General features: G+C 71.2%; 11 protein-coding genes. 6 read left to right on the top strand and 5 right to left on the bottom strand.

Annotated elements, in window-relative coordinates; all coding sequences use genetic code 11:
* Positions 1–93 precede the first annotated feature (93 nt).
* Together AB0915_RS34710 and AB0915_RS34705 are read right to left on the bottom strand one after the other, a co-directional pair.
* Positions 94–2,007: an AAA family ATPase gene (locus tag AB0915_RS34710; RefSeq protein WP_366694865.1), complete on the bottom strand. Its 1,914-nt coding sequence runs from the start codon at positions 2,005–2,007 to the stop codon at positions 94–96.
* A gap of 405 nt (positions 2,008–2,412) precedes the next feature.
* The gene (locus AB0915_RS34705) at positions 2,413–3,042 is read right to left on the bottom strand and encodes a hypothetical protein (RefSeq protein WP_366694864.1); all 630 of its coding nucleotides are present in this window, start codon (positions 3,040–3,042) and stop codon (positions 2,413–2,415) included.
* Between the two features lie 175 nt (positions 3,043–3,217).
* Between AB0915_RS34705 and AB0915_RS34700 the strand changes: the two genes are divergently transcribed.
* Positions 3,218–4,585, top strand: a complete 1,368-nt coding sequence (locus tag AB0915_RS34700; protein ID WP_366694863.1) for a peptidase C39 family protein — start codon at positions 3,218–3,220, stop codon at positions 4,583–4,585.
* A gap of 396 nt (positions 4,586–4,981) precedes the next feature.
* Here AB0915_RS34700 and AB0915_RS34695 read toward each other — a convergent pair whose 3' ends face one another.
* Both AB0915_RS34695 and AB0915_RS34690 read right to left on the bottom strand, forming a co-directional pair.
* On the bottom strand, positions 4,982–5,632 hold the full coding sequence (locus AB0915_RS34695) for a helix-turn-helix domain-containing protein (protein WP_366694862.1): 651 nt from the start codon (positions 5,630–5,632) through the stop codon (positions 4,982–4,984).
* A 60-nt stretch (positions 5,633–5,692) separates the two neighbouring features.
* Entirely contained in the window at positions 5,693–7,183 is a 1,491-nt protein-coding gene (locus AB0915_RS34690) for an MFS transporter (RefSeq protein ID WP_366694861.1), read from the bottom strand.
* 793 nt (positions 7,184–7,976) lie between these two features.
* Here AB0915_RS34690 and AB0915_RS34685 point away from each other — a divergent pair.
* On the top strand, positions 7,977–9,149 hold the full coding sequence (locus AB0915_RS34685; protein ID WP_366694860.1) for an acyl-CoA dehydrogenase family protein: 1,173 nt from the start codon (positions 7,977–7,979) through the stop codon (positions 9,147–9,149).
* Between the two features lie 499 nt (positions 9,150–9,648).
* On the opposite strand, the gene AB0915_RS34680 is transcribed toward AB0915_RS34685, so the two are convergent.
* Entirely contained in the window at positions 9,649–10,050 is a 402-nt protein-coding gene (locus tag AB0915_RS34680) for a hypothetical protein (RefSeq protein WP_366694859.1), read from the bottom strand.
* Positions 10,051–10,254: 204 nt separating this feature from the next.
* On the opposite strand from AB0915_RS34680, the gene AB0915_RS34675 reads away from it, so the two are divergent.
* The 4 genes from AB0915_RS34675 to fxsA all read left to right on the top strand — a co-directional run bounded on the left by AB0915_RS34675 (position 10,255) and on the right by fxsA (position 14,345).
* Positions 10,255–10,695 (top strand): Lrp/AsnC family transcriptional regulator, encoded by a 441-nt coding sequence (locus AB0915_RS34675; RefSeq protein ID WP_358861554.1) that lies wholly within the window; start codon positions 10,255–10,257, stop codon positions 10,693–10,695.
* 46 nt (positions 10,696–10,741) lie between these two features.
* Positions 10,742–12,388: an amidohydrolase gene (locus tag AB0915_RS34670; protein WP_366694858.1), complete on the top strand. Its 1,647-nt coding sequence runs from the start codon at positions 10,742–10,744 to the stop codon at positions 12,386–12,388.
* Between the two features lie 527 nt (positions 12,389–12,915).
* Entirely contained in the window at positions 12,916–13,683 is a 768-nt protein-coding gene (locus AB0915_RS34665; protein ID WP_366694857.1) for a polyprenol monophosphomannose synthase, read from the top strand.
* A 71-nt stretch (positions 13,684–13,754) separates the two neighbouring features.
* On the top strand, positions 13,755–14,345 hold the full coding sequence (gene fxsA / locus AB0915_RS34660) for an FxsA family membrane protein (protein WP_366694856.1): 591 nt from the start codon (positions 13,755–13,757) through the stop codon (positions 14,343–14,345).
* Positions 14,346–14,569: the final 224 nt, after the last annotated feature.

Raw genomic sequence — 14,569 nt, 5'->3', positions numbered from 1 at the left:
ACCACGGCAACGCCCGCGCCACCTCGCCCAGCGCCCCCGGGAACAACGTCAGCGGAAGCAGCATCCCCGCACTCCCTGTCGCGGGGGAGGCCGTTACAGAGGCGGAGGCTCCTGCTGCCCCCGGTCAACCGGCCCCCGGCCGGACAGCACTTCGCCGTACGCCTGCATGAGATCCGGCAGCCGCAGCGTCGCCAGATCGTCGCGGGTGGGCACCGTCGCGTACCCGGAGAGCCGCAAGTCCCGGTACGCGCAGCTCTTCTCGTACAGCGTGCGCAGGAACCGTCCGTTGCCCAGTTCGTCGATCCAGCCCTGGTCGACGACATGGCCGCTGATCGAGCGCAACTCCTCCAGGGACTCCTCGTCCCACACGTCGTCGTTGTCCGCGGCCAGTACCTCGCCGATCGAGGTGAGTTCCAGCGGCCGGTAGCTGGGGAAGTCCACCCGGGTGGTGAACCGGGAGGAGAGTCCGGGGTTGGTGGCCAGCAGCCGGTCCATGCCTTCGGGGTAGCCCGCGAGGATGACGACGAGATGGTCCCGGTTGTCCTCGGCCCGCTTGAGGAGGACCTGCAGCGCCTCGTCCCCGTACGCGTCGCCCTTGCTGTAGCCGGAGTTGGAGAGGCTGTACGCCTCGTCGACGAACAGCACCCCACCGAGCGCAGAGTCGATCAGCTCATTGGCCTTGACCGCTGTCTGTCCGAGGAACTCGCCGACCAGATCGGAGCGTTGGGCCTCGACGAGATGGTCCCCGCCGAGCAGCCCCAGCGCGTAGAAGACCCGGCCCAGGATGCGGGCCACTGTGGTCTTCCCGGTGCCCGAGGGGCCGGAGAAGACGAAGTGGCGCTTCGGCGGCTGGACCGGGAGCCCCTGACCGGCCCGCAGCCGCGCCATGTTCAACTGCGCGGATAATGCCTTGACCTGGCGCTTGACCGGTTCGAGGCCGACCATCCGCTCCAGCTCCGCCAGCGCCGCGGCGAGCAGCGCCGGATCGCTGGGCCCCGCCGGGAATGCCTGCGAGGACTGGCCGGGCACGGCGGTCTTCTTACGCGCCCCGTCTGCGCGAGGAGGCACCCCGGCGCTCGGCAGGTTCTGCGGATCGACGCCGGGCCGTAGTTCCCGCCCGCCCACCGGATCGGTGCCGAGCAGCGGGTCCCCGTCCGTCAGCACCTCCGCGGCCGTGGAGTCGGCGCCCAACCCGGTCAGCGACACGGACGCGAGACCCGCCACCTCGTCGGAGCCTTCGAGCCCGTCGTAGTCCGCGATCGCGGCGAGCCGCGCCGAGGTGTCCATGAAAGCCGGGTCGATCCGGTGCACCGCCCGGTAGAGCGGCAGGGCGGCCGCGCTGCGCCCGGTGCCCTCGTGCGCGCGGGCCAGCCAGTAGCGCAGCTCCTTGCGCTGTGGCTGTTCGCTGCGGCAGCGCATCAGCGCGGTGGAGAGGAGCGGCTCGGCCTGCCCGTACATCTCCAGCCGCACTCGCGCCATCCCGCCGAAGAGTCCCGCCTCGATGCCGAGCAGCGGATCGTCGACGAGCTGCTCGGTGTGGCGGACGAGCTGTTCCCAGTCCTTGACCAGATACGAGCGGCAGGCGTGCAGAAACCGCACCTGAGGGTCCGCGTCCACGGGTGGCAGTCCTGCCAGCGCCCGGTCCAGCTCAGGGACATGGCGTCCGTCCAGCCAGTGCGAGGCGTGCGCGAGCAGCAGGTCGCGCGGGCTCTCCAGCACGGGCTGTACCCACCAGCCCAGCCAGTACCAGGAGTTGAGCGTGCGCCGATGGCGGGTGCGCTGTTCGCCGAAGCGCTCGCGGTGGCGGTACATCCGCAGCAGCGCGGTCGTCGTGTCGATCCGCAGGGCATGGAGGCCGAGCCAGCCGTCCGCCATGCCGGGATCCAGCCGCACCGCCGCTCTGAACTCCTCCTCGGCCTGCGGGTAGGCGCCCATCGTGTAGGCGTCCACGCCGCGCAGCCAGGCGAGGTCGGCCGGGGCCTGTGCGCCCTGCGTGCCGATGTCCATCAGGTCCCCCACAAGCCGTGCCCCCAGGTTGTCCCGCCGCACGACCTGCCCGTCCATGCGGGCTGAACCATGCTGCCGTGGACGGGAATTGACCGCACCGAGAGGCATCGTACCTGCGCAGGTGGTGCGCGACTAAGAGGCCGAGAACATAGGCCGCCCCACCTATGTGCTCGGCCTCCAAGGGCGCCGCAAGCAGAACGGGGGCCGTGACCGAGGGTGAGCGGAATACGGTGAACAGCCGTACGAAAGGGGGTGCGGGGACAGAACGAAGCCCCCGATCACGGGGGAACAACCGGGGGCTTCGCGTCTATGAGGGCTCCGAAAAGCCGCACATTGAGAACGTAAGACCTGTACCGCCCCCGGGTCAAGCGGAGTTGAGGCACTTCCGGACCGTTTTCCGACTGGTCAGTAGGTCGCGCCCGGACGCTCACGGTGGGTGACGGAGCGGTTCGTTCCTGCTGTCGCGCGGGGTCCTTCCAGCCACTCGTACCCCACAGGCAACTGGCGTACCAGAGCATCCGCGTACGGACGCGACGGATCGGCGGCGAAATGTCGTTGCTCGGCCGCGGTCCACCCGTCCCAGAAGGCCGAAAGTGCCGGCCCGTCCCTCCGTCGGCCCCGCTGCCAGGATGCCAGGGGGTCGAGCTCCATCCACCACAGCCGGGCGAGATGCTCGCGCAGGGCCCGGCGGCCGGCGCCCACCCCCTCGATCAGTACCACCGGTGCCGGTTCCAGCGTCCGTGGTGGGCCGAGGCGCCGGGCTGTCCAGTCGTACGGCGCGTAGTGCGCGGTCTCCCCGCGCGACAGCGGGCCGATCACCTGGTTCCGGAGCCGGTCCGCCCAGCCGAACAACTCCTCGTGCGTGGCCAGGTCGTCCAGATGCAGCACGGGCGCGTCCCCGAGCGCCACCGAGAGGCGGGAGGCGAGAGTGCTCTTGCCCGAGCCCGCATGACCGTCGACGGCGATCAGCCGCACGGGTCCGCAGGACGGCGGCAGGGTGATCAGGCGCGAGGCGAGGCGGGCGAGGTCGTTCATGCGGACCAGCGTACGAGGCGATGCGGAGCAACCGCAGGTCACGCCAGTGGGCCAGACCAATATTTGTTCCGCGGCGCGAGGTGAATCGCTGGCCCAATCCGGCCGCGAACCGCAATAGTTGGCGCACTGTCGTGCACCCGCAGCCCCATTCCGCCAACGACCGGGGGTCTCGCCCATGAACAGACCGACTTCACGCAGAACCGTGCTGACCGCCGCGCTTGCCGTGGCCGCCGGCGCCGGCACGGCGGCGTCCGCAGGCTCCGCGGCCGCCGCGCCCTCGCTCGCCTCGCCCCCCACGCCCTCAGCTGCCGCGTCCCTGGTGGACAACCATTCCTGGCGTACGTACACCGACTGGCGCAGCGGTTCCGGCGCAGGGACGCGCGCCGTCGCGGGCCGACGGCCCGGACTGGTGATCGGCACCCCGCAGGGGCATACCGACTACACGGACCCGCACACCGGGAAGACGGCGGCCTGGGAGTACGCGACCTGGACCTCGCCGCGCCACCGCTCGTCGGTCCCGGCCACCGAGGTGATCGCGTCCTGGAACGCGGACGCCCCGGCCGGCACCTGGATCCAGATCGAGCTGTGCGGCCGCTACTCGGACGACACCGAGACCCCTTGGTACGTGATGGGCCGCTGGGCGGCGGGCGACGGCGACATCCGCCGTACCTCCGTCGACGACCAGACCGATGGCAGAAGCTCGATCTGGACGGACACCTTCTCGGTGGACGACGCGGCGAGCGGGCTGCGGCTGGTGTCCTACCGGCTGCGGCTCACCCTCTACCGGACCCCGGGCAGTCGCCTCACGCCGACCGTGTGGCGGCTCGGCGTGATGGCCTCGGACATCCCCGACCGGTTCACCGTGGAGCCCAGCACGCCGGGCCTCGTCAGGGAACTGCCGGTGCCGCGCTACTCGCAGAATGTGCACGCCGGCCAGTACCCGGAGTACGACAACGGCGGTGAGGCGTGGTGCAGTCCCACCTCCTCGCAGATGATCATCGAGTACTGGGGGCGGAGGCCCACCACCGAGGATCTCGCCTGGGTGAAGCCGGGCCTCGCGGACCCGCAGGTCTGCCACGCGGCCCGCTTCACGTACGACTACCAGTACGAGGGCTGCGGCAACTGGCCGTTCAACGCCGCCTATGCCGCCACGTACGACGGCATGAGCGCGGTGGTGACCCGGCTGAGTTCGCTGACGGACCTGGAGACGCTGATCCGGGCGGGCATCCCGGTCATAACGTCGCAGTCGTTCCGCAAGGAGGAGCTGACCGGGGCCGGGTACGGGACCTCCGGCCATCTTATGACCGTGATCGGGTTCACGGCGGACGGCGACGTGATCGCCAATGACCCCGCTTCGCCGAGCGACGAGGCGGTCCGCCGGATCTACAAGCGCCACGAGTGGGAGAACATCTGGCTCCGCACCAAGCGCTACGACGCAAACGGCAAGGTCAGAAGCGGTACTGGCGGTGTTTGCTACATCTACTGGCCTGCTGACCCGGCATCGAGTCAGCGCCGCGCTCTGCGGTCGCTCGGCCTGGTGTGAGCATGTGCGGCCCCACGGCGCCTCGACGACCTGACGGCAGCGTTCCCGGCCGCCCTGCGTGAGGTGCCCGTACCGGTCCCCCGTGACCTTGATCGAGCGATGTCCGAGCCGGCGAGACACTTCGCGGATGGACACGCCGCTCGTCGGGGTCACGGTGGACCACTTGTGCCGCACGTCGTGCGGATGATGCCAGGCTCTCGCGGCCGGCGTGTCCGTCGCGTGCGTCCACTGTCCGGCGGTGCGGTTCCGCGACGACGCGGCGGGCGGCCGCGGACTTGGCGGAGTCGATGGCGTCCAGGGCCGTGAGGCCGAGCCGGGTGCCGAAGAGGGTTCACCGGCCCGGGGGTTGCCGAGGGGCCGGCTTCGCGCCGATCCCCTCGGCCGTTCCCGCGGCGGTCACGGGGAGTTCCACAGGTCCCTCAGCTCCGCCCAGTTGGGCGGGCCGGCAGGTTCGATGCCCGTCCTCGCGGGGTTCTGAAGACCGCCCAGGACGAGGTCCAGATAGCGCAGGTGCAGTTCGACCGCGCGCTCGGTGGTCGTGGGCAGGCGGGCGTTGAGGTGGGTGAGCAGCAGCGGGAGGTCCGCCGAGCTGAAGTCCGGGCGCAGTGCGCCGCCCCGGTGGGCGGCGTCGACCAGGTCGTCGAGTGCCGTCCGGAGGCGGTCGTCTGCGGCGCTGACCTCGTCGGTGGCGGGCAGACGGCCCCCGATGAAGGGGAGGAGGGAGCCGGTGTTGGTGGCGGACAGCGCTGCTCGCAGGAAGGCCACGAGTGCGGTCCAGGGGTCGGGGTGGTCGGCCATGGCGGTGCGGGCCAGGGAGGCCAGCTCGTTCATGCCCTCCACACGCAGCGCCTGGGCGAGGTCCTCTTTTGCGGGGTAGCGCCGGTAGAGGCTGCCCATGCCCACGCCGGCACGGCGGGCGACCTCCGAGACGGGGGCGTCCCAGCCGTGTTCGGCGAAGACTTCGCGTGCCGCGCGCAGGATCCGCTCGTCGTTGCGGTCGGCTTCCTTCTGGCGTCCGCGGGGCGGTCCGGTGCGGTCGGCGCGCATGCTCGTGCTCCTTCGGTGCGGCAGTCGACGCGGTCCTGCCGCGTGGGCGGGCTGACTGGGTCAGTGTTGGTTACTGAGGACCGGAGCCGGTGCTGCCACGGTGGACTCGGGCGTCGGGTCCTGGTGGTACGGGCGGATACGCAGGGCGCCGACGAGCAGGATACCGAGGGCGCCGAGCGCGGCGGCGACCCAGAAACCTACCGTGAAGGCCTTCTCGGCGGGCACGGGCGTGCCGTGCACGGTGTAGGTCTGCAGGAAGCCGACGGCGAGCTGGCTGCCCACGGCGCTGCCGACTGTCCGGATGACGGTGTTCAGTCCGTTGCCCGCGGCGATCTCGCGGCGCGGCACGAGGGCCGCGACCAGGTCGGCGAGCGCTGCGTACCCGTAGCCCGCACCGAGGCCGATCAGGCAGAACCACAGCGAGAGCTGCGCCGGGGAGCCGTGGAAGAACGCGGTGAGCACGGCTCCGGACGTCATCAGCGTCATGCATGCGGCCAGGGGCGCCCGGGTGCCGAGCCGCCCGCGCAGCCAGTGCGCGGTTCGCCCGGCCAGGACGACGCAGAGCGAACTCGGCAGAGTCAGCAGTGCGGCCTGGACGATGGTCAGGCCGGATCCGTAGGAGGCCGCCGGGCGTAGCGCGGGCGGGAGACCGTTGGGCAACTGCAGCAGTAGCGGGACCAGGACGTAGAAGAAGAACGGTACGACACCGATCAGCAGCGCCGCGACGTTGGTGATGAGCATCGGCAGGTGGGTGATGTGCCGGAGGTCGAGGATCGGATCGGACCGGCGGGCCGACACCATGCCGAGTATGGCGAAGAGCACCGCGGCGGCCGCGAAGAGCGACATCACTCCGGCGGAGAGCCAGCCCCACTTCGTGCCTTCGGTGATCGCCAGCAGCAGGGCGACGAGCCCGCCGGCCAGGAGCATGGCCCCGGGCACGTCGACGCGCTTGCTGTGACGCTCGGGGCTTTCCGGCACCCAGGCGATGACCATGAGGGTCGCCAGGGCGATGATCACCGCTTCGACGCCGAACATCCAGCGCCACGAGGTGTGCTGGATGATCAGGGCGCCCACGACGAGCCCGATGCCCGCGCCGCCGCCGAGCATGGCGGCGGTGGTGCCGAAGCTGGAGGCGATCCGTTCCCGGGGCATCGCTTCGCGGACGAGGGCGAGGGCCAGCGGGAGTGTGGCCATGGAGGCGCCTTGCACGGCGCGCATCGCGATGAGGAAGCCGATGTTCGGGGCGGCGGCGCCCCCCAGGGTGCTCACGAGGAATATGAGCAGGACGATCACGAGGAGCCGTCGGTGGCCGTACTTGTCGCCGAGCAGGCTCAGTACGGGGGTGAGGACGGCCCCGCCGAGCAGGAATGCGGTGATCAGCCATCCGGCCGTGGCGGTGTCGGTGTGCAGGCGTTGCGCGAGCACGGACATCGCGGGAATGACCAGGGTCTGCATCAGCGCGAAGCAGCCCACCGTGGCGAGCAGTGCGGCCAGCACCGCGTTCGGCCGCGAGGCCGGCTTGGCGCGGTGCTGAGTTCTGGTGTCGTCCACTGACGACTCCTCCAAATCGATGTGAGGGGGCGGCATCGCCACCGCACGGAAGTGGGGGCGATCCGCTCGAAACAAGGGGGTGGCCGCCCGCCCGGGCGCCGACGTGGCGGCTGGGCAGGGGCCGGCGGCGTCACATCCGCGCGACGCCGAACCCGCCGTTCACCGCCGGCACGGCGGCGGTGAAGGGCCCGGATTCCTCGCCGGCGAGCGATGGCGATCGCACGAGCGACGTCCCGCGGCTCGACTCACTCTATCGGAGCGGAGCGCTCCGATCCGACATGTGTCTCACGCTTCACGTCCGGGGGGCCGGTCCGAGCCGGTGGAGAACCTCCTGGGCTGGACGCTCGTCGTCAGCGCCATGTCTGTCACCCGGCTCGGCCTCATGGGGCCGTGGTGCGCCCGGCGTACACGGATGGGGCGGGGAGTCCGCCCGGCTCCCCGCCCCATCCCGTATCGGTCCGCAGCCGGACCTGGCATGAACGTGGAAAGGTCGGTTCGCGCGGAGCCGTAGACGGACAGCGCCGGTTGGTTCAATGGTTCGGACCATTCCCTTGGTCGTCCGGCCCCGCACGGGTCGTCCGGGCACCCTCCCTGTCACCCCGTGACGGATACCGTCCGATCGGGCATACTCGACCCGCCACAGCCGCTGGCCAGCAACTCTCGTAATCCGGGAGGGCAGCAGCGGTTTGGGTACTAGTGCTTTTCCGGGCCCCGGTCCGGAGATCCCCCGGCGGAGCCGCTCACACCCCCCGCGCGCACCGCCGCAACGCCCGACAGGGAGGAGAGCGCCGTCATGTCCGACCGTGCCCCGCAGTTGGTGGAGCGTCGTCTGCCCACCGAGGAGTCCAGGCAGCTCGTCGCGCTCGTCCGCGACATCGTCCAGCGGGAGATCGCGCCGAACGCGGCGGAGGAGGAGGACGCGGGCCGGTTCCCGCGCGAGGTCTTCACCCTGCTCTCCGAATCCGGACTGCTCGGTCTGCCGTACGACTCCGCCCACGGCGGCGGAGACCAGCCCTACGAGGTCTACCTCCAGGTGCTCGAAGAGCTCGCGGCCGCCCGGCTCACCGTGGGCCTCGGCGTCAGCGTCCACTCGCTCGCCTGCCACGCCCTCGCCGGATACGGCACCAAGGAGCAGCAGGCGGAACACCTGCCGGCGATGCTGGGAGGCGGCCTGCTGGGGGCCTACTGCCTCTCCGAGCCCGCCTCGGGCTCCGATGCGGCCTCGCTCCGCACGAAGGCCGTACGCGACGGCGACGACTGGGTCATCACCGGCACCAAGGCGTGGATCACCCACGGCGGTATCGCCGACTTCTACACGGTTCTGGCGAGGACCGGCGTCGAGGGCGCCCGCGGCATCACCGCCTTCCTGGTCCCCGGTGACGCCGAGGGGCTGAGCGCGGCCCTCCCCGAGAAGAAGATGGGCATGAAGGGATCGCCCACCGCGCAGCTGCACTTCGACGGTGTGCGGGTGCCGGACGCCCGCCGGATCGGTGAGGAAGGGCAGGGTTTCGCCATCGCCCTGTCCGCGCTCGACTCCGGGCGGCTCGGCATCGCCGCCTGCGCCATCGGCGTCGCGCAGGCGGCCCTGAACGAGGCCGTCGGATATGCCACCGGGCGGCAGCAGTTCGGCCGCCCCATCGCCGACTTCCAGGGGCTGCGGTTCATGCTCGCCGACATGGCCACCCAGATCGAGGCGGGCCGGGCGCTCTATCTGGAGGCGGCGAGGCTGCGCGACGCGGGCAAGCCGTTCTCCCGGCAGGCGGCCATGGCCAAGCTGTTCTGTACGGACACGGCCATGCGGGTCACCATCGACGCCGTCCAGGTGCTCGGCGGCTATGGCTACACCCTCGACTTCCCCGTCGAGCGGCTGATGCGCGAGGCCAAGGTCCTGCAGATCGTCGAGGGGACCAATCAGATCCAGCGCATGGTCATCGCGCGCCACCTCGCGGGTCCCGAGACCCGCTGAGGCGCAACGGCCGGTCCGACCACACGGGCGTCGTCATGATTCGGTTCCACTCCTGGTCATGACGGCCCGGCAGGGTCCTGCCGGTGGACTCCCAATGGCTCAGCATCGCCCGATAGATGGGCGGATCCGTCGAATGCGGCACCGCGCGCGGTGCTGACGGAGCGGACGCCGAGGGGGGTACCGGCTGCGAACCGGGCTGCGGAACCGATTCTTCGGGGGTCGGAGCGGCGAGACGGCGACGACCGGGGCCGGCCGTGGATTGCAGCAGGGTCATGCCAGGCCAACGCCGTGGGGCGGGGCCTGGTCACTGCTGCGAGGATTCGAGCGCCCGTTCGCCAGGTTTCCCTGCCGCGCGAGCGTGGCTCGATCGCCCGCACCACGCCGGCCCGGCCGTCGTGGTGCGGCACGTGTGTGCCGGGCGTCTGCCGGAGGAATCCGGCAGACGGTCAGTCGCCGCCCGTCACCGCCTTCGATGCGCGTCAGGCGGCGGCAGGGCGTCTCAGGCGGCGTTGCGGCGGATCTGGTGCGGCACCCGCAGCGGGCGCGAACCCGCGCCACCGGCGTGCGAGAACGGCTGCATCCGCCAGTCGAGCCCCTGGGGGAGCGTCAACAGCAGCCCCATCTCCTGTTCCTGGAGTTCGAGCGACTCGTCGGCCGGACGTGCCTGCGCGGCGTCGCGACCGGTTCCGGCGCACACCGTGAGGACGAACGGGTTCCACGGCGTCGGGCACAGCGCGTGTTCCGGCAGCACATCCTCGTCGGCCAGCAGCGCGATCGGCTGCGCACAGTCCGGGCAGATCACCCGGTACATCTCAAAAGTGTCGTACGCGTCGGGAGCGGCGTCCTCGACGGGTTCAACAGGTTCCGGTTCGGTACGTCCGGTGAGCTTCAGGCTCTGCATGGAGAATCTCCCCCTCGGGTGGGCCGACAAGGCGTCACGGCCTCGACCACAGCAAGCACTTCCCGTCGCGCATCCGCCGTAACCGCGAGGCCGTCGGCTACCCATCCGTAAACCTGTGGCATTCATCACATGCCCCATGCGGGTGCCCTGTTCGGGGCCCCTACGACTGTGCCTGGAGGGACCCGGGGCCATAGGTTGATCCGCATGGAGGAGCTGGACCGTCAGATTGTGGAGTTGCTCGTCAAGGACGGGCGGATGAGCTACACCGACCTGGGCAAGGCCACGGGCCTGTCCACCTCGGCTGTTCATCAGCGTGTCCGTCGGCTGGAGCAGCGCGGGGTGATCCGGGGCTATGCCGCGGTCATCGACCCCGAGGCCGTCGGGCTGCCCCTCACCGCGTTCATCTCGGTGAAACCGTTCGACCCGAGCGCGCCGGACGACATCGCCGAGCGGCTCGCCGGTGTACCGGAACTGGAGGCGTGCCACAGCGTCGCGGGCGACGAGAACTACATCCTCAAGGTGCGCGTCGCGACCCCGCTGGAGCTGGAGCATCTGCTCACCCGGATCCGCTCGCTGGCCGGGGTCTCCACCCGCACCACCGTCGTCCTCTCCACCCCGTACGAGGCGCGCCCCCCGCAGATCTGAGGGGGGCGCGGGCGGCGCCGCTCCGCACAAGGGTGAGACTGGTGCCATGACCGAGAGCACCGCCCCCCAGAGCGAACACCGCACCGTGCTGCTGCGCGGTGGAGACGTCCACAGCCCCGCCGACCCCTTCGCCACCGCCATGGTCGTCGAACGCGGCCATGTCGCCTGGGTGGGTTCGGAAGGGGCCGCCGACGCCTTCGCGAGCGGCGTCGACGAAGTGATCGACCTCGAAGGGGCCCTGGTCACTCCCGCGTTCACCGACGCCCACGTCCACACCACCTCGACCGGCCTCGCCCTCACCGGCCTGGACCTCGCGGGCGCCCGCACCCTCGCCGAGGCCCTCGACCTCGTACGCGCGTACACGGCCGCGCACCCCACGGACCGGGTCGTCCTCGGACACGGCTGGGACGCCACGCGCTGGCCGGAGCAGCGGCCTCCGTCGCGCGCCGAGCTCGACGCCGCGGCCGGCGGCCGGCCGCTCTATCTGCCCCGGATCGATGTGCACTCCGCCGTCGTCACGACGGCCCTCCTCGATCTGGTTCCCGGCGTCACCGCCCTGGCCGGCTACCGCCCCGACGCCCCGCTGACCGGCGCCGCCCACCACGCCGTGCGCGCCGCCGCCCATGGCGCGATCTCGCCGCAGCAGCGTGCCGAGGCGCAGCGTGCCGCCCTGGACCACGCCGTCTCGCTCGGCATCGGCAGCCTTCATGAATGCGGCGGCCCCGACATCTCCGACGAGGAGGACTTCACCGCCCTGCTGAAGCTTGCCGCCGGACGGCCGGGACCGCGGGTCTTCGGCTACTGGGCCGAGCAGGTCGCGGACGAGAAGGATGCCCGCAGGATCCGTGAACTCGGCGCGATCGGTGCGGCCGGTGACCTGTTCGTCGACGGTTCCCTCGGCTCGCACACCGCGTGCCTGCACGAGCCCTACGCCGACGGACCGGCCGGCGGCAGGGGCGCCGCCCACCTGGACGCCGCGCAGATCGCCGCCCATGTCACCGCCTGCACCGAGGCCGGTCTGCAGGCCGGTTTCCACGCCATCGGCGACGCGGCGGTCGCCGCCGTCGTGGCAGGGGTCCGGGCCGCGTCCGAGACGCTCGGGCTGCCCCGGATCCGCGCCGCACGCCATCGCGTCGAGCACGCCGAGATGCTCACCCCCGAGACGATCGCCGGTTTCGCCGAGCTGGGTCTGACCGCCTCGGTCCAGCCCGCCTTCGACGCCGCCTGGGGCGGCGAGGGCGGCATGTACACCCAGCGGCTCGGTGCCGACCGGGCCCGCACCCTGAACCCGTACGCGGGCCTCCTGCGGGCCGGTGTGCCCCTGGCCTTCGGCTCGGACAGCCCGGTGACCCCGCTGGACCCGTGGGGGACCGTACGGGCCGCTGCGTTCCACCGGACGCCGGAGCACCGGATCTCCGTACGGGCCGGTTTCACCGCGCACACCAGGGGCGGCTGGCGGGCCGTCGGCCGCGACGACGCGGGCACCCTCGTTCCCGGCGCCCCCGCCGACTACGCGGTCTGGCGCACCGAGGAGCTCGTGGTCCAGGCCCCGGACGACCGGGTCGCCCGCTGGTCGACCGACCCGAGGTCCGGGACGCCCGGCCTGCCGGATCTCACCCCGGGCGGCGACCTCCCGGTCTGTCTGCGGACCGTGGTCTTCGGACAAACTGTCTACGTGCGGCCGAACGAGTGACGTCCTGATATTTCGTACCGCCGATCGAAGGCGCCCGCGCTTCCCCGCGACCTGCGTATCTCCGGTACTGACCAGGTGATTTCGGTAAACGTCGCAGGTCAGACGGGTATTGACAGGAGGCGCCCACGGGCCGGTAGGTTCGGTCGAGTCCACCACAGGACGTCCGACCGGTTAAACCTCCACGCAGTCGTCGAACGCCGCTGGGTCATGGGGTGGTGTGCCGCACCGGCGCACCACCACTGACAGCCAGGTTCAGCGCCCGCGCCTCGGGGGCGAGGGAAGGTGTGAACCGGACGGCAGGTGCGACCCGGGTGGGGCCCGGACGTTCAGTAGACAACGGCTCTCGGTCGACCCGCAGCCAGCGGGTCCCAGGTCGGCCCGAAGGGCGCCGGGCCCCGATCCGCAGTTCTGTCCGCACTTCCCTCTTTCTGTCCGGGTCGGCGCCCGACAGCTGCCCACCGCGTCGCTCCCAGGCCCTGATGTGATCGATATGGTGTGCACCTGTGTACGGACGTGAGGGGCAGTAAGTGAACGACGGCGGTCAGAGGCGGTATGGCCCGCTCGGCAGAGCTTTGGTGATCATCCCGACCTACAACGAGGCCGAGAACATCAAGCCGATCGTCACCCGGGTGCGCGCCGCTGTACCGGAAGTGGACATCCTGGTCGCCGACGACAACAGTCCCGACGGCACCGGGAAGATCGCCGACGAGCTCGCCGCCGAGGACAGCCATGTCCAGGTCCTGCACCGCAAGGGCAAGGAGGGGCTCGGCGCCGCCTACCTCGCCGGGTTCCGCTGGGGCATCGACCACGGTTACGGCGTCCTCGTGGAGATGGACGCCGACGGCTCCCACCAGCCCGAGGAACTGCCCCGGCTGCTCACCGCTCTCAAGGGCGCCGACCTGGTGCTCGGTTCCCGCTGGGTGCCGGGCGGGCGCGTGGTCAACTGGCCCAAGTCCCGCGAGATGATCTCCCGCGGCGGCAGCACGTACTCCCGGCTGCTCCTCGGACTGCAGACCAGGGACGTCACCGGCGGCTACCGGGCCTTCAGGGCGGAGACCCTGAAGGGGATCGGCCTCGACGAGGTCGCCTCCCAGGGGTACTGCTTCCAGGTCGACCTGGCCCGTCGCACCATCGACGCGGGGTATCACGTCGTCGAGGTCCCGATCACGTTCGTGGACCGCGAGATCGGCGACTCCAAGATGAGCCGCGACATCCTCGTCGAGGCGCTGTGGCGGGTCACGGCCTGGGGTATCACCGCCCGTACGAACCGGGTCCTGGGCCGCAAGTCTTCCTGATCACTCCTTACGGCCTTCCTTGTGGGAGGCCGTTATCCCGCTCGGACGTCCGTCCAGGCACACTGGGGACCATGACGACCGGCACCCCGCCCCCGACCGCACCGCGGCGCTCGCGCGCCCGTACCTTCATCCCGCTTGCCATCGCAGCCTGGGCAGTGCTGGAGATCTGGCTGCTGACCCTGGTGGCGGACGTGGCGGGCGGGTTCACCTTGCTGCTGCTTCTGATCGGGGGCGTCGTGCTCGGGGCCGTGGTGATGAAGGCGGCCGGCCGCCGGGCCTTCCGCAACCTCACCGAGACGCTCCAGCAGATGCCGGGCCGGCCCGGTGAGGCCGCCGCGCCGCCCACCGCCCCGTCGGGCAGCAAGGGCAATGGCTTCCTGATGCTCGGCGGGCTGCTGCTCATCATCCCGGGGATGATCTCGGACGTGGCGGGACTTCTGCTGCTGGTGCCGCAGGTCCGTGCGACGCTCGGCCGGTACGCGGAGCGGTCCCTGGATCGCCGTATGAGCACCGCTGCCCCCGGCAGCTTCTCCAACGCGTTCCAGCAAGCCCGGATCCACCGTCCGGACGGAAAGGTCGTCCAGGGCGAAGTCATCCGCGACACGGAGACTCGGCCGGGCCCGCGCCCCGACGGCGGCCCGCGCCCCCCGCTTACCCCCTGAGCGGGTTCTCGTCCGAAGCCGCCCACGGGACGGGGCCCCGTCCGAGTGGCTGTCCTCGATCGCCGGACGGGCTCTTCGCCCGTCCGGCCTTCACCTTCACGCCCGGGACGGAGAAAACAAACCCGAACGGCGCTCGGAGGCGGAAGCGCAGGCCGCAGGACGCCCACGGCACCCACCCCGTACGCGACAGAGCCGCGGGCCGTGACACACGCTCGGTGTGTCAC

It is taken from the genome of Streptomyces sp. NPDC048411 (assembly GCF_040704695.1).
Classification (GTDB): Bacteria; Actinomycetota; Actinomycetes; order Streptomycetales; family Streptomycetaceae; genus Streptomyces.
This window is presented reverse-complemented; position numbering and strand designations above follow the sequence as displayed.